20 protein-coding genes and 1 pseudogene are annotated in these 23,288 nt (G+C 72.5%); 5 read left to right on the top strand and 16 right to left on the bottom strand.

The window, feature by feature from the left end; translation table 11 throughout:
- Positions 1-330: pseudogene (locus AB0P24_RS32850) on the top strand (DDE-type integrase/transposase/recombinase); the annotation flags it as partial.
- A 20-nt stretch (positions 331-350) separates the two neighbouring features.
- Positions 351-998 (top strand): hypothetical protein, encoded by a 648-nt coding sequence (locus AB0P24_RS32845; RefSeq protein WP_365800426.1) that lies wholly within the window; start codon positions 351-353, stop codon positions 996-998.
- A gap of 445 nt (positions 999-1,443) precedes the next feature.
- On the opposite strand, the gene AB0P24_RS32840 is transcribed toward AB0P24_RS32845, so the two are convergent.
- The 6 genes from AB0P24_RS32840 to AB0P24_RS32815 all read right to left on the bottom strand — a co-directional run bounded on the left by AB0P24_RS32840 (position 1,444) and on the right by AB0P24_RS32815 (position 8,590).
- Positions 1,444-2,829 carry a sensor histidine kinase gene (locus tag AB0P24_RS32840; RefSeq protein WP_365800424.1) on the bottom strand — a complete coding sequence of 462 codons (1,386 nt, stop codon included), beginning with the start codon at positions 2,827-2,829 and terminating at the stop codon, positions 1,444-1,446.
- 10 nt (positions 2,830-2,839) lie between these two features.
- Complete coding sequence (locus AB0P24_RS32835) at positions 2,840-4,018, bottom strand: acyltransferase (protein WP_365800492.1); 1,179 nt, start codon at positions 4,016-4,018, stop codon at positions 2,840-2,842.
- 49 nt (positions 4,019-4,067) lie between these two features.
- A complete protein-coding gene (locus AB0P24_RS32830) occupies positions 4,068-5,138 on the bottom strand; it encodes an alpha/beta hydrolase (RefSeq protein ID WP_365800422.1) in 1,071 nt (356 codons plus the stop codon).
- A gap of 336 nt (positions 5,139-5,474) precedes the next feature.
- Entirely contained in the window at positions 5,475-6,350 is an 876-nt protein-coding gene (locus tag AB0P24_RS32825; RefSeq protein ID WP_365800420.1) for an alpha/beta hydrolase, read from the bottom strand.
- A 214-nt stretch (positions 6,351-6,564) separates the two neighbouring features.
- Positions 6,565-7,758: a kynureninase gene (kynU, locus tag AB0P24_RS32820; protein ID WP_365800418.1), complete on the bottom strand. Its 1,194-nt coding sequence runs from the start codon at positions 7,756-7,758 to the stop codon at positions 6,565-6,567.
- On the bottom strand, positions 7,751-8,590 hold the full coding sequence (locus tag AB0P24_RS32815) for a tryptophan 2,3-dioxygenase family protein (protein WP_365800416.1): 840 nt from the start codon (positions 8,588-8,590) through the stop codon (positions 7,751-7,753). Before AB0P24_RS32815 ends, kynU begins: the two co-directional genes overlap by 8 nt.
- A 202-nt stretch (positions 8,591-8,792) precedes the next feature.
- Here AB0P24_RS32815 and AB0P24_RS32810 point away from each other — a divergent pair, with 202 nt between their 5' ends.
- Positions 8,793-9,212, top strand: coding sequence for a DUF3151 domain-containing protein (locus AB0P24_RS32810; RefSeq protein ID WP_365800414.1), 420 nt, complete (start codon positions 8,793-8,795; stop codon positions 9,210-9,212).
- A 71-nt stretch (positions 9,213-9,283) separates the two neighbouring features.
- Here the strand turns inward: AB0P24_RS32810 and AB0P24_RS32805 are convergent, their stop codons facing one another.
- From AB0P24_RS32805 to AB0P24_RS32770, 8 genes are all read right to left on the bottom strand, one after another.
- Entirely contained in the window at positions 9,284-10,747 is a 1,464-nt protein-coding gene (locus tag AB0P24_RS32805; protein WP_365800412.1) for an MFS transporter, read from the bottom strand.
- A gap of 73 nt (positions 10,748-10,820) precedes the next feature.
- A complete protein-coding gene (fbaA, locus tag AB0P24_RS32800) occupies positions 10,821-11,843 on the bottom strand; it encodes a class II fructose-bisphosphate aldolase (protein ID WP_365800410.1) in 1,023 nt (340 codons plus the stop codon).
- 178 nt (positions 11,844-12,021) lie between these two features.
- Positions 12,022-12,570 carry an orotate phosphoribosyltransferase gene (gene pyrE, locus AB0P24_RS32795; protein WP_181805166.1) on the bottom strand — a complete coding sequence of 183 codons (549 nt, stop codon included), beginning with the start codon at positions 12,568-12,570 and terminating at the stop codon, positions 12,022-12,024.
- Positions 12,571-12,580: 10 nt separating this feature from the next.
- The gene (locus AB0P24_RS32790) at positions 12,581-13,369 is read right to left on the bottom strand and encodes an aldose 1-epimerase (protein WP_365800408.1); all 789 of its coding nucleotides are present in this window, start codon (positions 13,367-13,369) and stop codon (positions 12,581-12,583) included.
- Positions 13,370-13,450: 81 nt separating this feature from the next.
- The gene (locus AB0P24_RS32785) at positions 13,451-14,233 is read right to left on the bottom strand and encodes an SRPBCC domain-containing protein (protein ID WP_365800406.1); all 783 of its coding nucleotides are present in this window, start codon (positions 14,231-14,233) and stop codon (positions 13,451-13,453) included.
- A 98-nt stretch (positions 14,234-14,331) separates the two neighbouring features.
- Positions 14,332-15,972, bottom strand: coding sequence for a polyamine aminopropyltransferase (locus AB0P24_RS32780; RefSeq protein WP_365800404.1), 1,641 nt, complete (start codon positions 15,970-15,972; stop codon positions 14,332-14,334).
- Between the two features lie 85 nt (positions 15,973-16,057).
- Positions 16,058-16,588, bottom strand: a complete 531-nt coding sequence (locus tag AB0P24_RS32775) for a DUF2617 family protein (RefSeq protein ID WP_365800402.1) — start codon at positions 16,586-16,588, stop codon at positions 16,058-16,060.
- 330 nt (positions 16,589-16,918) lie between these two features.
- Positions 16,919-17,245 (bottom strand): hypothetical protein, encoded by a 327-nt coding sequence (locus tag AB0P24_RS32770; RefSeq protein WP_365800400.1) that lies wholly within the window; start codon positions 17,243-17,245, stop codon positions 16,919-16,921.
- Between the two features lie 140 nt (positions 17,246-17,385).
- On the opposite strand from AB0P24_RS32770, the gene AB0P24_RS32765 reads away from it, so the two are divergent.
- The gene (locus AB0P24_RS32765; protein ID WP_365800398.1) at positions 17,386-18,588 is read left to right on the top strand and encodes a pyridoxal phosphate-dependent aminotransferase; all 1,203 of its coding nucleotides are present in this window, start codon (positions 17,386-17,388) and stop codon (positions 18,586-18,588) included.
- Between the two features lie 152 nt (positions 18,589-18,740).
- Positions 18,741-19,937 carry a hypothetical protein gene (locus AB0P24_RS32760; RefSeq protein WP_365800396.1) on the top strand — a complete coding sequence of 399 codons (1,197 nt, stop codon included), beginning with the start codon at positions 18,741-18,743 and terminating at the stop codon, positions 19,935-19,937.
- A gap of 9 nt (positions 19,938-19,946) precedes the next feature.
- On the opposite strand, the gene AB0P24_RS32755 is transcribed toward AB0P24_RS32760, so the two are convergent.
- A complete protein-coding gene (locus AB0P24_RS32755) occupies positions 19,947-20,477 on the bottom strand; it encodes a YbjN domain-containing protein (protein WP_365800394.1) in 531 nt (176 codons plus the stop codon).
- 102 nt (positions 20,478-20,579) lie between these two features.
- Positions 20,580-23,237 carry an ATP-dependent chaperone ClpB gene (gene clpB / locus AB0P24_RS32750; RefSeq protein WP_365800392.1) on the bottom strand — a complete coding sequence of 886 codons (2,658 nt, stop codon included), beginning with the start codon at positions 23,235-23,237 and terminating at the stop codon, positions 20,580-20,582.
- Positions 23,238-23,288 lie beyond the last annotated feature (51 nt).

Below are 23,288 nucleotides of genomic sequence, written 5' to 3'. Positions count from 1 at the left end.
GGCTTCCTGGGCCAGTGGATCAACCCGCGCTCGGGCAAGCGGCACCGGATCTGGGCGTTTGCGATGATCCTGGCCTGCTCACGGCACATGTTCGTCCGCCCCGTGATCCACCTCGACCAGCACGCCTGGACCGAGGCCCACGTCGAAGCCTTCCGGTTCTTCGGCGGTGTCACCCAGCGGCTCGTCCCGGACAACCTGCGCACCGGGGTCGGCAAGCCCGACCTCTACGACCCCAAAATCAACAAGGCGTATGCCGAACTCGCCGCGCACTACGGCGCGTTGGTGGACCCGGCTCGCGCCGGCCGGCCAAAAGACAAGCCCCGGGTCGAGCGCCCTATGAGGTTCAAACGGTGAGTGAGCGTAGACCGAAGGCGACGGATGAACAGCCGCCAGACGCCGAAGGCAAGCGCGACTACTGGTGGCGCGGCGAGATCCCCGCGCACTATGGATCAGCCGAAGCCTTGCACCAGATGGGTAGCGTGGCGGCTCCGTTCTTGGCCGGCTTTGCCTTGGCTGTGTCAGTGCAGACGCTCTCGCTGCAATCCTCCGCCGTTCGGTACCGGGAGCTTGCAGAGCTGCTCTTCCTTCTTGCAGCGATCTTCCTCATCCTGGCCGTGCAGGCGATGTTCTGGGCGCGTCGGCAACTGGTCACCCCAAGGGACCTAATGGAGTGGTTTCCCGACTGGGCGCATCCCTATCGCCGCGAGGGCTTACTCAAGGATCTTCGCGAGAGCAACCGAAGCTTTCGGAAGTGGGCACTGGTGTCGGCAGCAGGCTACGACCTTGGTCTCCTCTGCCTTCTGGCCGGCCTGGCGGTGCTGGCCGTGCCTCCGGAGGACTCTCCGCTGCGTTGGGCGGCAGTGGCTGTGGGCTCGGTTGCCGTTCTCTGTGAAGTTGGCTGGATGGTCAGAGGGCTCGGCTCTTCGATCGGTCAGATTCGCTCTGACCGGCGCGAACGCCGCGAGGAAGCGGGAGGGGTTAAATGCGCGGGCCCATGAGGACCCTGGCCACCTCCCTGGCCCTGCCGCCGAGCGGCAGGAGACTTGTCCAACGCGTCATGTAACTCCCCTTGTTCACACCGCCGTTCAAGTGCGTTGGCGGACGTGTGCGGAGCAGCGTACCGAGATGCTCGGAGTAGAAAGTCCCCGCTGTGGGCGGCACGGGCGTGACTCCGAAGGCCAGGGAGCCGTGACCGCCACCCTGCGGGACGCCTCCGGTGCTCGCCCGACTCTTCGGCAGCGCTTGTCATGACAGCAGACTTCCCCGGTCCAGACCTCAATGGGTGAACCATTAAGCGGGCCTAGTGCACCACATCTGTTGCATCCGTTATGGTCGTCCCGACCGCTTCTGAGCTGCATGAACCTGAGCCGCACGCTCGCGGCGCCCCAGAGAACTACTGGTCGTCGGCGATGACCACGCGGATGGGTTCGCCACTGCTGCTCGTCATACGTGGTCGTCCTTCTGATCGGGGGCACGGTCCGTGCCGGTGGCGGGGTCCGCGGGGTGCCGGGGTGCCAGGCCGGTGCCGGGCGCGGCGGCCGGGAGCTCCGCGAAGACCCGGTAGCCGCCGTCCGCCCGGGGTGCGGCCGTCAGCGACCCGCCGAGCATCGCGGCCCGTTCCCGCATCCCGAGCAGTCCGTGCCCGGCGCCCGGCGACGGCGACGCGGGCCGGGTCGGCCGGGAGTTCGCGACGGACACCAGGAGTCCGTAGGGGATGTACTCGATCTCGACATGGGCACTCGCCCCGGGCGCGTGCCGCAGGACGTTGCTCAGCGCCTCCTGCACGATCCGGTACGCCGACAGCTCCACGCCCGACTGCATCGGGCGCCGCTCACCGTTGATCCTGGCGGTGACGGTCAGACCGGCCGCCCTGGTGTTCTCGACCAGCGCGTCCAGCCGGTCCAGCGTGGGCTGCGGGCTGTGCGGGCCGGTGCCGGGGGCGTCCGAGGCATCCTCGTCGGGGCTCTCGGAGCGCAGGACGCCGAGCACCCGGCGCAGTTCGGTCAGCGCCTCCAGCGCGTTGTGCCGGATGCCTTCGAGGTTCTCGCGCAGCTCGTCCGGCGGGTTCTCCACCAGGTGCGGGGCGACCTGTGCCTGGATGGAGATGACCGACATGTGGTGGGCGACCACGTCGTGCAGCTCGCGCGCGATCCGGCTGCGCTCCTCCAGCAGGGTGCGCCGGGCCCGTTCCTCCTCGGTGAGCGAGGCCTGGCGGCCGAGTTCCGCGCGCGCCTCGCGGCGACCGCGCAGGGCCGTGCCGAGCGCCACGACGATCGCGGCCAGGACGACGGTGATCACCGAGGTGGACTGGTGCGGCGGCGCACCCCAGACGCCGTCGAGAAGCCAGGTGACCACTGCGGTCAGGGCCAGTGCCTCGAAGGCCACGCGGGCACGGACCCGCAGCGTGAGCAGCAGCAGGACCAGCAGCTGCGCGAAGATCCCGGCCACGGTCCAGGGCCAGGTGAACAGGACCACCGGTGTCGTGCCCAGCCGGCCGTGCAGCGTGATGGCGCCCACCAGCATGGCCCCCGTCGACAGCCACCACGCCGGGACGGGCCGCCACATCGCGAGGAGCACGGCGCCGCCCGGGGCGGACCCGAACAGGGAGGCGAGACCGGCACCCAGATGCCCGTTGTGCTGGAGCTGCGCGACACCGCCGATCGTGATGCAGATCGCCGCCACCCACAACACACCGTGCGGCAGCCAGCGCAGCCATACGGAGGGGGGCAGCGGGTCCAGGCGGGCGGTGCACAGGTCGTCGCGGAGTATCCGCAGCCAGCGCAGCGGGCGGCCGGTCCAGTCCGCCCGCCGGGTCCCCGTCTCCGTCACAGCGATCAGCCTAGACACGGCGGGCTCCCGCCGGGGTCGTCCGATCGGACGAGGGCCGGGTCCGGACGACGCGCGAGCGGGTCCGGGGGCGGCCCCGCTCGTACGTGTGGAACGCCGCCCAGCAGACACCCAGCATCAGGGCGAAGGCCGGGAGCCAGAGCAGGCGGGCCGCGATCCAGGCGAGGCCGTCGGGGGGTGTGTGGAGGCCGGGGAGGCGGCCGAGCATGAGGCCGACGGCCGTGGTCGCCATCATGGCCGTCTGGTGCCAGAGGAAGATCGTCATCGCGGAGAGGTTCACGAAGGCCACCGCCGCCCAGGCGAGGGGGCGGCGCATCGCATGGCGCAGCCGCTCGCGCAGCAGCAGGGCCAGACCGCACTGGGCCAGGCCGAAGGTGACGGCGGCCAGCGTGGGCGGGTCCAGGTTGGAGACGGTGGAGCCGGGGACGCCGACCATCGACGCCGGGTAGCCCGCCCACGCGACGAGGCCGGCCGTCGCCGCCGTACCGCCGGCGAGCAGCACCCAGCCGGCGCGCGGGCGGTCGAGTTCGCCGCGGGTCCAGGCGGCGCCCAGGGTGTACGGCACCAGCCAGCCCGCCGCCAGGTTCACCCAGCCGACGGCGGGCGCGGCGCCGAGGCCGAAACGGAGCAGGTCCACGTGGAGGACGACGGCCAGCGGCCACAGCGGGTTGAGCCGGGCGACGAGCGGAGTCGCCGCCGTCAGCGCCGCGAAGACCACCAGGAACCAGAGGGGGGACAGGGCGAGCTTGGCCAGGGTGCGGACGGTGGCGAAGTCGGTGCCGGACAGAAGCAGGGCGGTCGTCGCGAGCGTCCAGAGGGTGAGGAGCGCGGCGACCGGTTTGAAGAGCCGGGACAGACGTGACGTCAGCCAGCGGTGGTAGGGGGTGCCCTGAGCCTGGGCGGTGGCGTGGCTGCGGGTGGCAACGTGGCCGCCGACCAGGAAGAACACGGCGAGGGTCTGGAAGAGCCAGGAGACCGGGGCAAGCCGCGGCAGCTGCTGGAGGGGGCTGCTCGTGTGCAGTTCGCCGCCGTCCGCCACCAGCGCGGTGACCAGCCAGTGGCCAAGGACCACACCGAGCACGGCGAACGCGCGGAGGGCGTCCACGGCGCGGTCCCGGTCGGGTGGGGTGGCGGTGTCGATGCGGTGGGCGAGGTGTCGTATCGCCGCCAGGGGTCGCGCTACGGGTCGTACGGCCTTCCGGGTGCGGGGTGTCGGCGGCTTACGCACGGGTGACCTCCGTTGTCTCGCCGAGGACGATCCGGGCGAGGTTGGCCAGGGAGGCCGAGCCCGGGGTGAAGTAGTCGCTGTGGCCGCCGGGGCCCGCCGCGAAGACGCGGGCGCCGAAGGACGGGGAGACGGGGGCGGTGCCGAAGCCGACGGTCGTGCCGAAGAGGTCGGCGTGGACGTGCGGAACCTCGGCTATCCAGTCGTCGGCTCCCCGGGCCGCCCAGACACGGGCGGAGGTGTGCAGGGCCGCGGCCGAGCCGACGCCGGTGCCGGGGCTGCCGACCAGGGCGATGTCGGTGACGCCGAGGCCGGTGAGGGTGGGGGCGGTGCGGGCACAGACCACCGTGCCGTAGGAGTGGCAGAGGAGGGCGACGGCCGCCGGGCCGGGGGCGGTGAGGGCGCGCAGTTCGCGGATGAACTCGCGCAGGTGCGGGGCCGCTTGGCGGGCCCGTCCCGGGGTGAGGACCGTGGCGCTGATCGTGGCCGGGGTCCGGTAGCCGAGCCAGGCGACGACCGCGGTGCGGGTGCCGCCGGGTGCCTCGGCGGTGAGGCGTCGGTACAGGGACTCGGCCGCGGCGTGGAAGCGGCCGTAGGTGTCGAGGGTGGTGTCCGAGCCGGGGACCAGGACGGCGATGCGCGTCGCGTGCGGCAAGTCGCCGAATATCTCGGTGACTTGGCCGTCGCCTCGGGCGTCGAAACGGAGCAGGTGCCGGGCGGCGGACGCGAGGGCGCGGTCCGCGGCGGCGCGGGAGGTGTCGCCGTGGGCGGCGGCCATGCGGGCGGCTTCGGCGGCGTTGTCGCGGTTGGCCTCGTAGGCGGTGGCGAGGGTGGCCGGAGTGAGGCGCGCGGGGAGAGCGGCGGGCGGCGGGGCGGGGATCCGGGGCCGGACGGCCGCGGAGAGGGGCAGGACCACGGCGGCGGTGAGGAGGGTGGCGAGCAGGGTGCGGCGCAGCCGCCCACGCGGACGCCCGCCCCAGCGCGGGCCCCGGTCCCAGCGCCAGTCCCGGCCCCAGCCGAGGCGCCACCGTCCCGGCCTCTTCCGCTCCCCCGCCACCGCCGTCATGGTCGGCCGCCCTCCCCGTTCAGTCGCCCGGCCGTCGGGCTTGTCTGATCGGGAAATTACGGAGCGGGCCGTGTCGTTCGCGTCCCGCCTGAGAACTCACCTGCGAGGTAGCTCTCAGGTACTACGGGTATGCGGGGAAGGCTCAGGGACGGGCGGCCACCAGGCCGGTCGGCCACACCAGACGGGTTGGGCTCACCAGACGGGTTGGGCACACCAAGCCAGTCGGGCACACCAAGCCGATCGGGCTCACCAGGCCGGTCGGACTCACCAGGCCGGTCGGACTCACCAGGCCGGTCGGACTCACCAGGCCGGTCGGACTCACCAGGCCGGTCGGGCTCACCAGCCCAGTTGGGCGATCTCCTCCGCCACCACCGCGCAGGCGTCCGCCGCCGGGTCGATGAGCGGGAAGTGGCCGACGTCCTCCAGGAGCGTCAGGCCCACCACCTCGCCCGCCTTGGCCGCCGCCTCCGCGTAGGACTCGGCGACCGCCTGGGGGACGACCACGTCCGTGCGGCCCTGGACCAGGGTGGTCGCGATGCCGGTCGGGAGCAGGAGCGCCGGGTCGGCGTAACGCTGCCGGTCGGTGAACTTGTCCTCCCCGCCCAGAAGTTGCAGCGCCGCGTTGCCGCAGACGTCCAGCTTCTCGGCCGTCGCGAAGTCCGCGATCGGGGCCAGGGCCACCACCCCCCGCAGCGGAGCCGGACCGGAGGTGCGCCACGCGGCGTCCGCCGGGAGGACGTGCCGGGCCGCCGCCCACAGCGCCAGGTGGCCGCCCGCCGAGTGGCCGGTGAGGACCGTACGGCGCAGGTCCGCCCGCGGCACCGCCTCGCGGACCAGGGCCGGCAGGGCGTCCAGCGCCGCCGCCACATCGTCGAAGGTGTCCGGCCAGCGGCCCGCCACCGGGGCCGTACCGCCCTGCGCGGGCAGCGCCGCGCCGCGCCGGTACTCGACGTTGGCCACCGCGAAGCCGCGCCGGGCCAGGTAGCCGGCGAACGGGGTGATGTGGCCGCGGTCGTACGGCGCACGCCACGCGCCGCCGTGCAGGACCACGACCAGCGGGGCCAGAGGCTCGTCGGTACGCGGGGCGTAGAAGTCGATCACCTGGTCGGGGTGGTCGCCGTACGCGGCCGTGGCGTCGGGCTCGACGTGCGGGTGCGAGAAGGCCGACTCCTCCTCGGCGGCGGCCCGGGCTGCTGCGGCGTCGTCCGGCATGCTCCAACCTCTCAGCGACGTAAATACATTGGCGGACCAGATGGGGACTACGCCCGTTGGCCGGGACGGTATCAGGCCGGTGACGTGCGGGGACACGCGGATGTCACGCACGGTGAGGATTGCTCGGTTCTGTACCGTCCCGGCCCCCATGCCGGGATCGCTATGTCGTCATGTCGCTCGGCGAGAGCCGTCCCGACGGCCGTTGCGACGACCGTCACGCGGCCGTTCCCGCCACCTCCCCCAGCACCCGCGCCGCCCGCTCCACGTCCGCGAAACCGACGTACAGCGGGGTGAAGCCGAAGCGGAGTACGTCCGGGTGCCGGAAGTCCCCGACCACGCCCCGCTCGATCAGCCGTCTCATCACGTCCCCGGCGTCGGCGCAGCGCAGCGCGATCTGGCTGCCGCGCTCCTCGTGGGCCACCGGCGTCACGCACGCGACGCGGCCCGCCGGCAGGTACGCCTCGACGCACTCCAGGAAGAAGTCCGCCAGGGCGAGCGACTTGGCGCGTACGGCCGCCATCGGTACCCCCTCCCACACCTCCAGCGCCGCCTCCAGGGCCAGCATGGAGAGGATGTCCGGGGTGCCGACGCGGCCGCGCAGCGCGCCCGCGGCCGGTTCGTACGCCGAGCGCATCCCGAAGGGCTCGGCGTGCGAGTTCCAGCCGGGCAGCGGGGAGTCGAAGCGGTCCTGAAGCTCGCGGCGGACGTACAGGTACGCGGGTGAACCCGGGCCGCCGTTCAGGTACTTGTAGGTGCAGCCGACCGCCAGGTCGACCCCGTGCTCGTCGAGGCCCACCGGCAGCGCGCCCGCGCTGTGGCACAGGTCCCAGACGGACACGGCGCCGGCCGCGTGGACCGCGGCGGTGAGGGACGGCAGGTCGTGCAGCCGGCCCGTGCGGTAGTCGACGTGGTTGAGGAGCACGGCGGCGGTGCGGTCGCCCAGCGCCGCCGGGACCTCGTCGGGGGTGAGGGGGCGCAGCGCGCATCCCGTCAGCCGGGCCGCCGACTCGGCGATGTAGCCGTCCGTGGGGAAGGTCGTCGCGTCGACCAGGATCTCGTCACGGCCCTCCCCCGCCAGCCGCACCGCACCCACAAGTGCCTTGAAAACGTTGACACTTGTCGAGTCGCCGACCACGATCTGCCCGGCCGCCGCACCGACCAGCGGGGCGATCCGGTCGCCGATCCGTTCCGGCGCCGTCCACCAGCCGCTCTCGTCCCAGGACCGGATCCGCAGCTCCCCCCACTGCCGCCGGACGACGTCCTCGACGCGGCCGGGGACGTGCGCGGGCAGGGCGCCCAGGGAATTGCCGTCGAGGTAGACGACCTCGTCGAGGACGAACCGCTCGCGCACCCCGGCCAACTCGTCCGCGGCGTCCAGCTTCTCCGCCCTCATGGCCAGCTCAGACATGGGACCTCGCCGTCCACAGCTCCGGGAACACGTTCTTGCGGGCGCGCTTCTCCAGCCAGGCGACCCCGGCCGAGCCACCGGTGCCGGGCTTGGCGCCCATGGCGCGGCGGGTGGCGACCAGGTGGTCGTTGCGCCAGCGCCAGACGAGCTCGGCGACGTCGGTCAGCGCCTCGCCGAGCCGGGCGAGGTCGGCGTCGCCGGCACCGGAGTAGACGGCGGCCCAGGCGGCCTCGACGGCGTCGTCGGGCTCGTAACGCCCGGAGACGTCACGCCGTAGCACCGCGTCCGGGACGGCGTGGCCGCGGCGCGCCAGCAGCCGCACCACCTCGTCGTACAGACTCGGCTCGTGCAGCGCCTTCTCCAGTTCCGCGTGCACACGCGGCGCGCCGCGGTGCGGGACGAGCATGGACGCGGACTTCTCACCGAGCAGGAACTCCATCCGCCGGTACATCGCCGACTGGAAGCCGGAGCCCTCGCCGAGCGCGGAGCGGTAGGAGTTGAACTGGGCGGGAGTGAGCTGGCCGAGCGGCTTCCAGGAGGCGTTCAGCGCCTCCAGCTCGCGGGTGGAACGCTTCAGCGCGGCGATCGCGGTGGGGATGTCGTCACCGCGCAGAGCCGCCGCGGCCGTCTCCCACTCGTGGACGATGACGGTGAACCACAGCTCCATCACCTGGGTCGTGACCAGGAAGACCATCTCTCCGGGATCCTCGGAGAGGGTGTGCTGGAGGTGGGTGAGCACGTCCGCCTTGACGTAGTCCTCGTACGGCGTGGTGCCGGCGAAGTCGAGATGCGGGGTCTCGGGCTCGTTCGCTTCGAGAGCCTCATGGGACATCGCTGTCTCCTGCTTGTACTCCGGGTAGCGGTCCGCCCCTGCCGATGCCGACACGGGGGCCCCGGTCCCCACCGGCATCTTCCGCAACGTAACCCGGATACGGCAAGGCCGCCTGCCGCCGGACGGCCCACACCCCCACACCCCTCCCTCCCCGGCTCAGCCGCGGACCGTCGGCGGGCGTCGTCGGTGGCAGACTGGCGCCATGACGACGCACACGAATCTGCTCGGTGGTCCGGAGCCGACGTATCTGCCGGAGAACGAAGAGGCGTACCGCCTGCTGGACGAGGAGTCGCTGGCGCCGGTCGAGGTGGCGGCCAAGTTCCCGACCTTCTCGCTGGCCTGGGCGCTGCTCGCCGACGAGGCGTTCGAGCGCGGCGCGGTCGTCGAGTCGTACGCCTACGCACGCACCGGCTATCACCGTGGGCTGGACGCCCTGCGCCGCGCCGGGTGGAAGGGACACGGGCCGGTGCCGTGGCAGCACCGTGCCAATCAGGGCTTCCTGCGCTGTCTCGCCGCGCTGGGCAGGGCCGCCGGGGAGATCGGTGAGAAGGACGAGTACGAGCGGTGCCGGCAGTTCCTGCGGGACAGCAGCGCGGAGGCCTACGAGGAGCTGAAGGCTTAGAGCCGGGGGACACACTCACCGGCGGCGGCCGGGCACCTCCCCCGCAGGGGCCCCGGCGGGGAACTGCGCGATCAGCCCCCGGCGGCCCGCGCTCCGGGACGGTGCCCGGCCTCCAGCGGCGGAGCCGCCACGCAGCCGTGGGTGCGGCATTCCGGGCGCCGGCAGTCGGGGGCGGGTCGGCGCACGAGCGCGAAGGCCAGTACCGCGCCGACCACCAGGACGCCGGCGCAGACCGGCATCGCCCGGTCGAACGCCGCGTCGAAGGCCGGGGCCGAGCGGTACGCCTCCGGCCCCATCCCCGCCAGCAGCGGCAGCGCCGCCACCGCGATCAGGCTGGCGGCGCGGGCCGCCGCGTTGTTGATGCCGCTGGCGATGCCCGCGCGGGACGTGTCCACGGAGGCGAGGACGGAGGCGGTGAGCGGGGCGACCAGGGTGACCATGCCGACGCCCTGGACGAGGACCGCGGGGAGGACGTCGGTCAGGTAGTCCGCGTGTTCGCCGACGCGCAGCATCAGGAGCATCGCGGCGGCGCAGAGCAGGGGGCCCGCGGTGAGGGGGATGCGGGGGCCGATGCGGTCGGCGAGGGCGCCCGAGCGGGCCGAGAAGAGCAGCATCAGGGCCGTCGTCGGGAGCAGGGCCGTGCCGGCGGCGAGGGCCGAGTAGCCCGCCACCACCTGGAGTTGCAGCGCGGTGAGGAAGAAGTAGCCGCCGAAGGCGCCGTACACGCACAGCGTGACGACGTTGAGTGCCGTGAACTGGCGGGAGCCGAAGATGTCCAGCGGGAGCATCGGGTCCCGGCGGCGCTTCTCGACGTACACGAAGGCCACGGCCGCCGCGACGCCCGCCACGGCGAGCAGGGACGCGGCCCCGGCCTCGATCAGCGCGAAGGTCACCAGGCCGAGCGCGAGGGCGCCGAGCGCCGCGCCGAGGACGTCGAAGCGCCCGTGCGCCCGGCCGTCGGCCGACTCGGGGACGTGGCGCAGGGCGATGGGCACGCAGAGCAGGGCCAGCGGGACGTTGAGGAGGAAGACCCAGCGCCAGCCGGGGCCGTCCACCAGCCAGCCGCCCAGGAAGGGGCCGACGGCCGCCCCGATGCCGCCGAAGCCGGACCACAGGCCGACCGCGCGGGCCCGGTCGTCCGGGTGGAAGGAGGCCTGGATGAGGGCCAGGGAGCCCGGTGTGAGGAGGGCCCCGCCGATGCCCTGGAGGGCGCGGGCGGCGATCAGCACGGCGTCGGTCGGGGCCAGGCCGCACATCAGGGACGCGGCCGCGAACCAGACGACGCCCAGCACGAAGATCTTCCGGCGGCCGTACTGGTCGCCGAGCGAGCCGCCGAGCAGGATCAGACCGGCCAGCGTCAGCATGTACGCGTTGATCGTCCACTGGAGCGCGGACAGGCTCGCGTCCAGGTCCCGCCCGATGCGGGGCAGCGCGACGTTGACGACCGTCGAGTCCAGCATCGCCATGCTGGAGCCGAGGACGGTGGTGAGCAGGATCCACTTGCCCTGGGAAGAGGCCAGCCGGACGTCAGGCATGGGTCCAGGTATACAGCGGACCCGGCACTGTCGGCAGATTCTGACAGAAGCCGGGTCCGGACCGTGATACGACCTACTTGATCTTGTTGCCCGCCGAGCGCAGGTTCTGGGTGGCCTCGACGACACGCGCGGCCATGGACGCCTCGGCCAGCTTGCCCCAGGTGCGCGGGTCGTACGTCTTCTTGGAGCCGACCTCGCCGTCGACCTTCAGGACGCCGTCGTAGTTCTTGAACATGTGGTCGGCGACCGGACGGGTGAAGGCGTACTGGGTGTCCGTGTCGAGGTTCATCTTCACGACGCCGTTCTCCAGCGCGGTGAGGATCTCCTGCTCGGTGGAGCCGGAGCCGCCGTGGAAGACGAAGTCGAACGGCGACTGCTTGCCGAACTTGGCGGCCACGCCGTCGCTCAGCTCCTTCAGCAGGTCCGGGCGGAGCACGACGTTGCCCGGCTTGTAGACGCCGTGCACGTTGCCGAAGGAGGCGGCGAGCAGGTAGCGGCCCTTCTCCCCGAGACCGAGGGCCTCGGCGGTACGGATCGCGTCCTCGACGGTCGTGTAGAGCGAGTCGTTGATCTCGTGGGAGACGCCGTCCTCCTCGCCACCGGTCGGGGTGATCTCGACCTCGAGGATGATGTTGGCGCGGCGGGCCTGCTCCAGGAGCTCCTGCGCGATGGCCAGGTTGTCGGCGAGGGTCTCGGCCGAGCCGTCCCACATGTGCGACTGGAAGAGCGGGTTGCGGCCGTTCTTCACCCGCTCCTCGGAGATCGCGAGCAGCGGACGTACGTACCCGTCGAGCTTGTCCTTCGGGCAGTGGTCCGTGTGCAGCGCGATGTTCACCGGGTACTTCTCGGCGACGATGTGCGCGAACTCGGCGAGCGCCACCGAGCCGGAGACCATGTCCTTCTTGTACTGGCCGCCCAGGAACTCGGCACCGCCGGTCGAGATCTGGACGATGCCGTCGCTCTCCGCCTCCGCGAAGCCGCGCAGCGCCGCGTGCAGGGTCTGGGTCGAGGTGACGTTGATGGCCGGGTAGGCGAACTTGCCTGCCTTCGCCCGGTCGAGCATCTCGTTGTAGACCTCGGGGGTTGCGATGGGCATCTGTCCGCTCCTTGAGTGTGCGGGTCGGCGTACTGCTGTCTTCTTACGGCCCTGACCTAGACCTGGGGGGCGACGTCATCGTCGTCCCCATCTTTCCAGACATGAACCGATGCTCCGGGCGTCGGTCGAATCCGGGTGCCGGTCGAATCCGGGTCAATCCCACTCGTCGACCGGGGTGTCAGTCCAGCCCCAGTTCATCCTTCGAGAAGGCGAACAGGTACGGCACCCCGGCACCCTCCTGGATCTTCTCGGCCGCGCCGGTGGCGCGGTCCACGATGGTGGCGACGGCGACGACCTCGGCGCCGGCCTCGCGCACGGCCTCCACGGCGGTGAGCGGGGAGCCGCCGGTGGTGGAGGTGTCCTCGACGACCAGGACGCGCCGGCCCTTGATCTCCGGGCCCTCCACCCGGCGCTGCATGCCGTGCGCCTTCGCCGCCTTGCGCACGACGAAGGCGTCCAGGCGACGGCCCCGGGCGGCGGCTGCGTGCAGCATGCTGGCGGCGACCGGGTCGGCGCCCATCGTCAGCCCGCCGACGGCGTCGAACTCCAGGCCCTCGGTCAGGTCCAGCAGCACCTGCCCGACCAGCGGGGCGGCCTCGCCGTCGAGGGTGACGCGGCGGAGATCGACGTAGTAGTCGGCCTCCAGCCCCGACGACAGGGTCACCCTGCCGTGCACCACGGCCTTGTCCTTGATCTGTTGCAGCAGCTCAGCGCGTACGTCCGTCATGGCAGCAAGCTTAGAGGCGCGTCCATGTCCAGGTGGTCGTGGCTTCCAGCGGCTCCAGCGGGGTGACGAGCCGCGGCAGCGTGTTGAGCCCGTTCGGCGGACCCGTCTGCGGCTCCACGCACACCGCCGCCTCCTGCTCGTCGTAGACCACGACCCACTGCTCGCGGGAGGCGACCTTCAGCTCCAGCTGCCCCGGCCAGGTGAGGGTGACGTCGACGCCGTCGGGCATGCCGAAGCAGTCGTCCCAGGGGCCGGGCCGGGGGTCGACGCGGTTGCCGGTGGGCAGGTGGTCCGCGCCGCGCTCCTCCTGCCAGGCGGGCGTGAAGCCGACCTGGACGTCCTGGCCGCCGAGGTTCCGGTTGAACCACGGGTGCCAGCCGATCTGCGCCGGGAAGGAGTCGTCGTACGTCTCCACGGACATGGCCAGCGTCAGCGAGTCCTCGGCGAGCTGTACGACGTGGGTGACGCGGGCGGGGTGCGGCCAGGGGGCGCCGAGCTCGCGCGTGATCACGGCCTCGCCCGCCGAGACGCGTGCGGTGCGCCAGGCGCCGTCGCGGGCGGTGCCGTGGATGGCGTGCGGTGGGGAGTTGAGGGGCATCTGCACGACGGTGGCGCCGTCGAGGAAACGGCCGTCCCGGATCCGGCCGCACCACGGCACCATCGGGAAGCAGCCGAAGCGGTCGCCCTGGCGGAGGAGTTCGAGGGAGCCGATCTGGAGACCGGCGATCCGGCCGCCGTTGCCGGGGTGCAGGTGCAGGGTGGCGTCGCCTGCGGTCAGCGTGATGTCTTCGTTACTCACGGGATGACAGTACTGGGGAGAGGGCGTCCGGTTTCGGGTGCGGGTGAGTGGGAGGGGGGTACCCCCTCCGGGGGACGGCCGTCAACGCCGGCGCCGCAGCGCCCTCGTCACCACGATCGCCGACGCCAGCGCGAGTGCCGCCGCAGGTGCGGCCCACCGCAGGGCCGACGCGCCTGCCACCGTCTGCGGCGCAGGGACCGGCGCGTACCGCCCTCGCGGCGGCGCGTGGTCGACCTCCTCCGCGCTGCGGCCGATCATCGTCCGGCGCGCGTGCGCCGCCTCGGCGAAGATCTCCGGAAGCGGCTCCACCACCGGCTCGCTCACCGGCTCGGTCTGCGATTCCGATTCCGGCTCGGGCTCCGATTCGGGCTCCGATTCCGGCTCGGGCTCCAGGGACGGCGGCGGGACCTCCGTGTCGAAGATCGAGGCCGGTTCCGGTTCTTCCGCGGCCTCCCCCAGCCCCTCCACAAATCGGTTCAGCAGCCTCGTCGCCGCCGACTCCACCGCCTCCGCCGGCAGTTCCGCGACCCGCCCGCCGGCGGCGGCCGTGCCGGTCACGGAGACCGCGCACCCCTCGTCGGTGTCCGCGAGGCGGAACGTGAGCGCCAGCTTCACCGTGCCGGTGCCGCGGGCCTCGGTGGCGTCACCGTCGACCGCGTACGAGCCGTCGTCGTGGGCGCTGACGCGCAGAGAGCCCCGGTAGGTGATCGAGTGGCTGCCGACGCGGACCTTGAGGCGGCCGGTGCCGGGAGCGGCGCCCGCGTCCTGCTGGAGGCCGGGGACCGCCCGAGCGACCCGCGCGGGGTCGGCCAGCGCCCCCCTGAGCCGCGAGGCCGGGGCCGGGACGTACACCAGGTGCTCCATGCCGACTGAGCCTACCCACGAGCCGGTCCGGCACACCCTCCCCGGCGCACGGCACGCTGCGCGCCTCCTTGACGGCCGCCGTCCGGGATGACCGCTTTTCAGTACCGCGGATGCACCAGCGTCGACGGCGGCACACCGGGCGCCGGAGTCCTGAGCGCGTCCCTCCGCAGTGCCCCCCGCGTCAGCGTCCGCAGCCGCGGACCGTCGGCCGGGAGGCCTAACGGTGGCCCCCGGGAACCCGCCGTCGCCAGCAGGAAGCCCCAGTCGTGCGGGGCCCTGGACTCGCCCGCCGAGCGGTCGGGGCCCGGGGTGAAGCCGGCGTCCTGGCCGAGGACCCGGTAGGGGGTGGTGGCGAGGCCCGCCGCACGCATCGTCGCGGCGACCGTCCAGAAGGCGTGGGGGCGGGCCTGGACCGGCCCCGCGTGGACGACCAGGCGGCCGCCGGGGGCGAGGGCGCGGCGGGCGAGGCCGTAGAACTCCTCGGAGTACAGCTTGGTGCTGGCGGTGATGCCGGGGTCGGGCAGGTCGGCGATGACGACGTCGTAGTCGGAGCAGCCGCGGCGGGGTGCCTCGCGCAGCCAGTGGAAGGCGTCGGCGGTGAACACGTGGACGTGCGGGTCGTCGTAGGCGTGGCCGTTGAGCGCGGCGAGGGCGGGGTCGTGGCGGGCGAGGCGGACCAGGCCCGCGTCGAGTTCGACGATGTCGACGCGGTCGACGCCGGTGTGGCGCAGCACCTCGCGCGCGGCCATGCCGTCGCCGCCGCCGAGGATCAGCACGCGCGCGTGCGGGCCGGTCATCGCGGGGTGGACGAGGGCTTCGTGGTACCGGCGTTCGTCGCGGCCGCCGACCCGCAGCCGGCCGTCCAGGAAGAGGTCGAGGGGGCGGCCGTGGGTGCCGCCGGTGAGGACGATCTCCTGGACGTCGGTCTGGAGGGCGAGGCGGACGTCGGCGCCGTAGACGGCGTGCCGTGCGGCCCGTTCGAAGTCGCCGACGAGGGCGGCGGCGGAGGCGAGGACGCCGAGGACGGTGACGTTGGCGACGAGGAGGGTCCAGCGGGTCCGGCGGGACAGGTCGCGGCGGAACAGACCGAGGACCAGGGCGCCCCCGGCGACGACGTTGACGGTGCCGGTGAGCAGGGTGCCCGTCAGCTGGCCGAGGAAGGGCAGCAGCAGGAACGGGAAGGCGAGGCCGCCGACGAGCGCGCCGACGTAGTCGGCCGCGAACAGGTCGGCGACGGCGCCGCCCGCGTCCTGACGGCGGATGCGCTGGATGAGCTCCATCAGCAGCGGCACCTCGGCGCCGATGAGCAGGCCGATGGCGAGGGAGAAGGCGACCAGCAGGCAGCGCGGGCCGGTGGCCCACAGGCCGCCCCAGTCGCCGGTCCAGGCGAAGACGGCGTACAACGCCATGGCGCTGCAGCCGCCGACCAGCGCCAGCGCGGCCTCCACCGCGGCGAACCCGGCCGCCGCGTGCCAGCGCAGGCGTTTCGCGGCCAGTGAGCCGACGCCCATCGCGAAGACCATCACGGACAGCACGACGGAGGCCTGGGTGACCGAGTCGCCGATCAAGTAGGAGGCGAGGGCGACGAGTTCGAGTTCGTACACCAATCCGCAGGCCGCGCAGACGAACACGCACACCAGGACCAGGAAGCGGCCCGTCCCCGGCCGCACGGGCAGCGGCGCGGGGGCACCCCAGTCCGGCGGTGTGCCGGGAGGGGCGGGTGCGTGCGGATCGATCACTCTGCGACGTTACGTCACTCACTCGGTACGCTTCGTCACCCACACGTGTGGAACTCGGCGCCCTTTGACGCACTGTTGGTTTATGTCATCCGGCCACGGGCTGGGGCGCCGGAGCCCGTACGCCGACCCGGGTCCGGGTCGCCACCAGCTGGCCGTCCTGCGGATACGCGTGCCAGGTACGCCAGTGCACCTGGCCCTCGTGCCACTGGGCCAGCAACGCCGTGAAGGCGTGCGGGCTGCCCGGGAAGACCCCGGCGAGGCCGTGCGGATGCTCGGAGACGAGGGCCAGCAACTCCTGGGCGCGGCCCGCGAAGGAGCCCGGTGACAGCACCTCGACGCGGGCCGCGAACTCGTACTCCCAGTCGCCGACGCGTTTGGCGACCCCGAGCGGCAGGGGAGTGCTGGACCCCGGGATGCACGCCACCGTCTCCGAACAGCCGCCCCGCTCCTCCTCCAGGAGCACCTGGTGGGACGCGCCGAGCAGTCTCAACTGCAGCTTCGCGCGGCTCAGTTCCAGGTCGAGGGTGGCCAGGGCGGGCAGCGGTTCGCGCCCCAGGGCCCAGGCGAGGTCGGCCGCGCGCGTATCGGTGTAGGTGGTGTTCAGGGTCGTGAGCATGGATCGGCTCCGCTAACACGCAAAAGAGGAGGAGTGTGGTCCGGCGCACCTCGGTCGACACCGGGAGATCGGCCCGGCCGACCCGGCCAGGGGAGGGTGTCGTCAGGACGTCCGAGGCGCTGCTTTGGTGATTTAGAGGGAATCATGAACTGTGGCGCCGCCACAGCGTTTTTACCCAACTTCGTGGGGTTTCCATCCCTCCGAGGGCTCCACAGCTCAACTGTTCAGCCAAGTTGTGCGCCCCACCCCTCCCGGCGCACGCCGGGGCGCCCGGGCAGAGCTCCCCCGCTCTCCGCCCGGACGCCCGGCCCTGCGCCCCCTGGGGGCGGCTCAGTTGCCCCCGCCGCCGCAGCCGCCCCCGCCGCACGACGACCCGCCCCCGCAGGACGACCCGCCGCCGCACGAGGAGTGCCCGCCGCCACAGGAGTGGCCGCCGCCGTGATGCCCGCCGTGCGAGGACGACGACCCCGAGTCCCCGGCCCACCAGCTGCCGGAGCTGTCGTAGGCCGAGGACGTCGAGGACGCGGAGGCCGCCCCCGCTCGGTACGCCCCCTTGCCCCTGCCGCCCCTGCCGCCCCTGCCGCCCCTGCGGACCGCCGACGCGACGATCGCGAGGCAGATGATCCCGGCCACCACCACGATGAAGACGGTGCCCATGACGTCACCTTCTTTCCGTTCCCCCGAAGGCGACCCCCCGTGGGCGCCCCGGCCGCCGCGAGAACGCGGCGTGGACGGGGGATGCCCGGCCGGCACACCGGCCAAAGCCGAGTTGAGGAACTCCAGAGCTTGGGCGCAGGATGACCGGCATGACCTCCAGCGAACGCCCGCTCCTGAACCGCCGGCTGGCCGAGTTCGGCACCACGATCTTCGCCGAGATGTCCGCCCTCGCGCTGCGCACCGGCTCCATCAACCTGGGGCAGGGCTTCCCGGACACCGACGGTCCCGAAGAGGTCAGGGAGGCCGCCGTGCGCGCGCTGCGCGAGGGGCGCGGCAACCAGTACCCGCCGGGGCCGGGCGTCCCCGAGCTGCGCACCGCGGTCGCGGCACACCAGCGGCGCCGGTACGGGCTGTCGTACGACCCGGACGCCGAGGTCCTGGTCACCGCCGGCGCCACCGAGGCCATCGCGGCCGCCCTCCTCGCCCTCCTCGAACCCGGTGACGAGGTCGTCGCCCTGGAGCCGTACTACGACTCCTACGCGGCCAGCATCGCCATGGCGGGCGGCACCCGGGTCCCGGTCACCCTCCGGCCCGACGCCGGCGCCTTCCGTCTCGACCTCGACGAACTGCGCGCCGCCGTCACCCCGCGCACCCGGCTCCTCCTGATCAACACCCCGCACAACCCGACCGGCACGGTCCTCACCCGCGCCGAGCTGACCGCGATCGCGGAGCTGGCGGTGGAGCGGGACCTGCTGGTGGTGACGGACGAGGTGTACGAGCACCTGGTCTACGACGGGGCGGAACACGTGCCTGTCGCCACCCTGCCCGGCATGCGCGAGCGCACGGTCACCATCGGCTCGGCGGGCAAGACCTTCTCCTTCACCGGCTGGAAGGTCGGCTGGGTGACCTCGACGCCGGAGCTGGTCGCCGCCGTGCGGTCGGCGAAGCAGTTCCTGACGTACGTGGCCTCGGGCCCCTTCCAGTACGCGGTCGCGGAGGCCCTCGCCCTCCCGGACGCCTACTTCGAGGCGTTCCGCCGGGACATGCAGACCAAGCGGGACATCCTCGCGGCCGGCCTGACGGAGGCGGGATTCGAGGTCTACGACACCGCCGGCACGTACTTCATCACCACCGACATCCGCCCCCTCGGGGCTGTGCTGTCCAAAGAGGGCGACGGCTTCGCCTTCTGCCGTTCGCTGCCGGAACGGGCAGGGGTCGTCGCCATCCCGAACGCGGTCTTCTACGACCACCGGGAGGCGGGGGCACCGTTCGTGCGGTTCGCGTTCTGCAAGCGGGCGGAGGTGCTGAAGGAGGCGGCGGAGCGGCTGCGGCAGCTGAGCTGAGCTGAGACCGTCCCGCCTGCTGGTGCGTGGGGCTGGTCGCGCCTCCCGCGCCGGAGCCGTGCAGCGATACAGTCCCGCGCCCCTGCGGGGCACCTCCCCCATCGGGCGTACATTTCTCGCACATCGCCGCACTCCCCCGGCACTGTGCGAATGTGAGCCACGCCAGCACCACCGCCCTCGCCCCGTCCGTCGCCCAGCAGCCGGTCGCGCAGCGGCCCGGCACCCGGCTGTCCCTCGTCACCGCCGGCGGGGTCGCCGTGGGGCTGTTCGCGGCGGCCCGGCTCACCGGCATGGCCGTGCTGGCGCTGGCCGCCTGGGCGGGCGGCCGGCATCCGCTGACCCTGCTGGGGAGGTCGTGGGACTCGGTGTGGTACCTGGGGATCGCGGCGCACGGCTACGGCCGCACCCTGTACTTCGGCCCCGGCATCATCCACAGCGACCTGGCGTTCTTCCCGCTCTACCCGGCGCTGATCCGGTCCCTGACGGCCGTGACCCCGCTCAGCGGGGCGGGCGCCGGACTGCTGGTGTCCTGGGCCGCGGCAGCCGTCGCCGCGGCCGGTGTCTACGCGGTGGGCGCCCGTCTGCACGGCCGTGCGGTGGGCACCGCCCTGGTCCTCCTGTGGGGCCTGCTCCCGCACTCCGTGGTGCTGTCGATGGCCTACACGGAACCGGTCCTGACCGCCCTCGCCGCCTGGGCGCTGTACGCGGTCCTGGCCGGGAACTGGCTGTGGGCGGGCAGCCTGGCCGCCCTGGCCGGCCTGTCCCGCCCGAACGGCTTCGCGGTGGCGGCGGCCGTGCTGCTCGCCGCGGCCCGTGAGCTGTTCCGCGCCCGCGGCCGGGTTGCCCACAGGCTGTGGACGGGAGCCGCGCTGGCTCCGCTGGGCTGGACCGCGTACGTCCTCTGGGTCGGGCGCCGCACCGGCGACGCGCTGGGCGGCTACTTCGGCGTGCAGCGGCTGTGGGGCTCGCGCTTCGACTTCGGCCGGGGATCACTGGCCTTCGCCCGTACGCTGCTCCTGCGCGGGGACCGCTTCGTCTTCCCGATGGCCCTGCTGATCGTGGCGGCGGCGGTGGTCCTGTTCGCCCTTCTGGCCCTGGACCGGGTCCCGCTCCCGCTGCTCGCCTACACCGCCGTACTGCTGCTGATCGCGCTGGGCGGGTCGGGTTTCTTCGAGTCCAAGCCGCGGTTCCTGCTCCCGGCCTTCCCCCTGCTCCTCCCGCTGGCCCGGGCGCTGGTCCGTACGGCGAGAGCCCGGCCCTGGCACGCGACGGTGGTGGTCACGGCCCTGGCCGGGCTCTCGTTCGGCTACGGCACGTACCTGGTCCTGTACGCGCACACACCGCTGTAGGTCTGCTGCTTACTCGTCGCCGTCTTCCGGCTCCTCGGCCTCGTTGACGGCCTCTTCCAGGCCGAGCTGCTCGACCAGCCACTTGTCGAACTCGATCGCGGCCCGCACCCAGCTGACCGTGGACGAGACGAAGTGGTTGATGTCGACACCCATGCCGATCAGCATCTGGGCCTCACCGATGAGACGGACGGTGCCGTCGTCGTGGGTGTGGGTGTAGACCTTGGGCCACAGGGTCCGCCGGTTCCAGTCGTCGATGGACTCCAGCAGCTCGGGCTTCTCGTCGATCTTGTGGGGGCGGTCGTAGAAGGTCCGCACCGAGAAGACGGCCTGCTCGTCCTCGCCACGGAACATGAAGTACGTACGGAACTGCTCCCACGGCGCCGCGAGGTCGCCCTCGTCGTCGACGACGTACTTGAGCTCCATCTGGTCGAGGAGCTGCTTCACAAGATCCTGATCCGGGACGACGGGGCCCGCCGGTCCTTGGGGCTGCGGCTCGGGCTGGCCCCCGAAGTTCGGAATCGAGGACGGGTCGATGGTCACCGTGTTTTTCCCTTCATGCGGATTCCGCCATCCTCCCCCATCCGGGGCGGGGGGTGGCAACCCCCGCCCCGGCGGGTTCATCTCCCGTTGGCGGAATTCCGCTCAGAGCGTCTTTCCGGGCTTCTGACCGGCGTCTTCCACGGCCTCCTCCACGGCTTCCCCCGCGGCTTCCTCCCCGGTCGCCGGACCCACGATCAGCCCCTCGCCGAAGGCGTCCACGCGGATGGTGTCGCCGTCCTTGACCTCGCCGGCCAGGATCTCCTTGGCGAGGCGGTCGCCGATGGCGGTCTGGACCAGGCGGCGCAGCGGGCGGGCGCCGTAGGCCGGGTCGTTGCCCTCCTCGGCGAGCCAGGCCAGGGCCTCGGGGGTGACCTCCAGAGCGAGGCGGCGGTCGGCGAGGCGCTTGGCGAGGCGGTCGATCTGGAGGCGGGCGATCCGGGCCAGTTCGTCCTTCTCCAGGGCCGAGAAGACCACCAGGTCGTCCAGGCGGTTCAGGAACTCCGGCTTGAAGGACCGCCGGACCGTCTCCAGGACCTGCTCCTTCTTCTCCTCCGGGCTGAGCGCCGGGTCCACCAGGTACTGGCTGCCCAGGTTCGACGTCAGCACCAGGATGGTGTTGCGGAAGTCGACCGTGCGGCCCTGGCCGTCGGTGAGGCGGCCGTCGTCCAGCACCTGGAGGAGGATGTCGAAGACCTCGGGGTGGGCCTTCTCCACCTCGTCGAGGAGGACCACGGTGTAGGGCCTGCGGCGGACGGCCTCGGTGAGCTGGCCGCCCTCCTCGTAGCCGACGTATCCGGGCGGGGCGCCGACCAGCCGGGCCACGCTGTGCTTCTCGCTGTACTCCGACATGTCGATGCGGACCATCGCCCGCTCGTCGTCGAAGAGGAAGTCGGCGAGGGCCTTCGCGAGCTCGGTCTTGCCGACACCCGTGGGGCCGAGGAAGAGGAAGGAGCCGGTGGGGCGGTCCGGGTCGGCGATGCCCGCGCGGGAGCGGCGGACGGCGTCGGAGACCGCGCGTACGGCCTCGGTCTGGCCGATCAGGCGGCGGCCCAGCTCGTCCTCCATGCGGAGCAGCTTCTGGGTCTCGCCCTCCAGCAGGCGGCCGGCCGGGATGCCCGTCCAGGCGGCCACCACGTCGGCGATGTCGTCGGAGCCGACCTCGTCCTTGACCATGGTGTCCCTGGCCGTCTCCTCCTCGGCCTCGGACGCGGCCTCCAGCTCCTTCTCCAGCTGCGGGATCTCGCCGTACAGCAGCTTGGAGGCGGTGTCGAAGTCGCCGTCGCGCTGGGCGCGTTCGGCGGTGCCGCGCAGTTCGTCGAGCTTCTCCTTCAGCTCGCCGACCCGGTTCAGGGACTGCTTCTCGCGCTCCCAGCGGGCGTTGAGGCCGCGCAGGTCCTCCTCCTTGTCGGCGAGGTCGCGGCGCAACTTCTCCAGGCGATCCCGGGAGGCCGGGTCGGTCTCCTTCTCCAGCGCCAGCTCCTCCATCTTCAACCGGTCGACGGAGCGCTGGAGTTCGTCGATCTCGACGGGGGACGAGTCGATCTCCATGCGGAGGCGGGAGGCCGCCTCGTCGACGAGGTCGATGGCCTTGTCGGGGAGGAAGCGGGAGGTGATGTAGCGGTCGGAGAGGGTCGCGGAGGCGACCAGCGCCGCGTCCGCGATCTGGACCTTGTGGTGGGCCTCGTAACGGCCCTTCAGGCCACGGAGGATGGCGATGGTGTCCTCGACCGTGGGCTCCGCCACCAGTACCTGCTGGAAGCGGCGCTCCAACGCCGGGTCCTTCTCGATGCGTTCGCGGTACTCGTCGAGGGTGGTGGCGCCGACCATGCGCAGTTCGCCGCGCGCGAGCATCGGCTTGAGCATGTTGCCGGCGTCCATCGCCGAGTCGCCGCCGGCGCCCGCGCCGACGACCGTGTGCAGCTCGTCGATGAAGGTGATGATCTGGCCGTCGGAGTCCTTGATCTCGGCGAGGACGGTCTTCAGCCGCTCCTCGAACTCACCCCGGTACTTGGCCCCGGCGACCATGGCCCCCAGGTCCAGCGACACCAGCCGCTTGTCCTTCAGCGACTCGGGCACGTCCCCCTTGACGATCCGCTGCGCGAGCCCCTCGACGACGGCGGTCTTGCCGACGCCGGGCTCACCGATGAGGACGGGGTTGTTCTTCGTACGGCGGGAGAGGACCTGTACGACCCGGCGGATCTCCTGGTCCCGTCCGATGACCGGGTCGAGCTTCCCGTCCCGGGCGGCGGCGGTGAAGTCCGTCCCGAACTTCTCCAGCGCCTTGTACTGGCCCTCGGGGTCGGCGGTGGTCACCCGGCGGCCGCCGCGCGCCTTCTGGAAGGCCTCGGCCAGCTTCTTCGCGCCGGCGCCCTGCCGGTCGAGCACCTCGCCGGCCGCGCCGCCCTTCGCGGCGATGCCGATGAGCAGGTGCTCGGTGGAGAGATAGTCGTCGCCGAGGGCCTTGGCGCGTTCGCCGGCGTCGGCGATGACCGCGAGCAGCTCGCGGTTGGGCTGCGGGGGCGCGACCGTGGAACCGGTCACGCTGGGCAGCGCGGCCAGCACGCGCTCGGCGCCCTGGCGTACGGCGGCCTGGTCGGCGTCGACCGCCGAGAGCAGGTCGGTGATGTTCTCGTTGTCCTGGCCCGCCAGCAGAGCCAGCAGCAGGTGGGCAGGGGTGAGGTCCGCGTGCCCCTCCGTCACGGCCCGGCTGCTGGCCGCGTTGATCGCGTCCCGGCTCCTGTTGGTCAGCTCGGCGTCCACGTTCGCGCTCTCCTCCTCGGCGTCGTATGGCTGACTCAGCCAACGTCCACA

The sequence above is a fragment of the Streptomyces sp. NPDC086519 genome, assembly GCF_040686075.1.
In the GTDB taxonomy this organism is placed as follows: Bacteria; Actinomycetota; Actinomycetes; order Streptomycetales; family Streptomycetaceae; genus Streptomyces; species Streptomyces shenzhenensis.
Note: the sequence above shows the minus strand (reverse complement) of the source record. Positions and strands in the feature narration are given on the sequence as shown.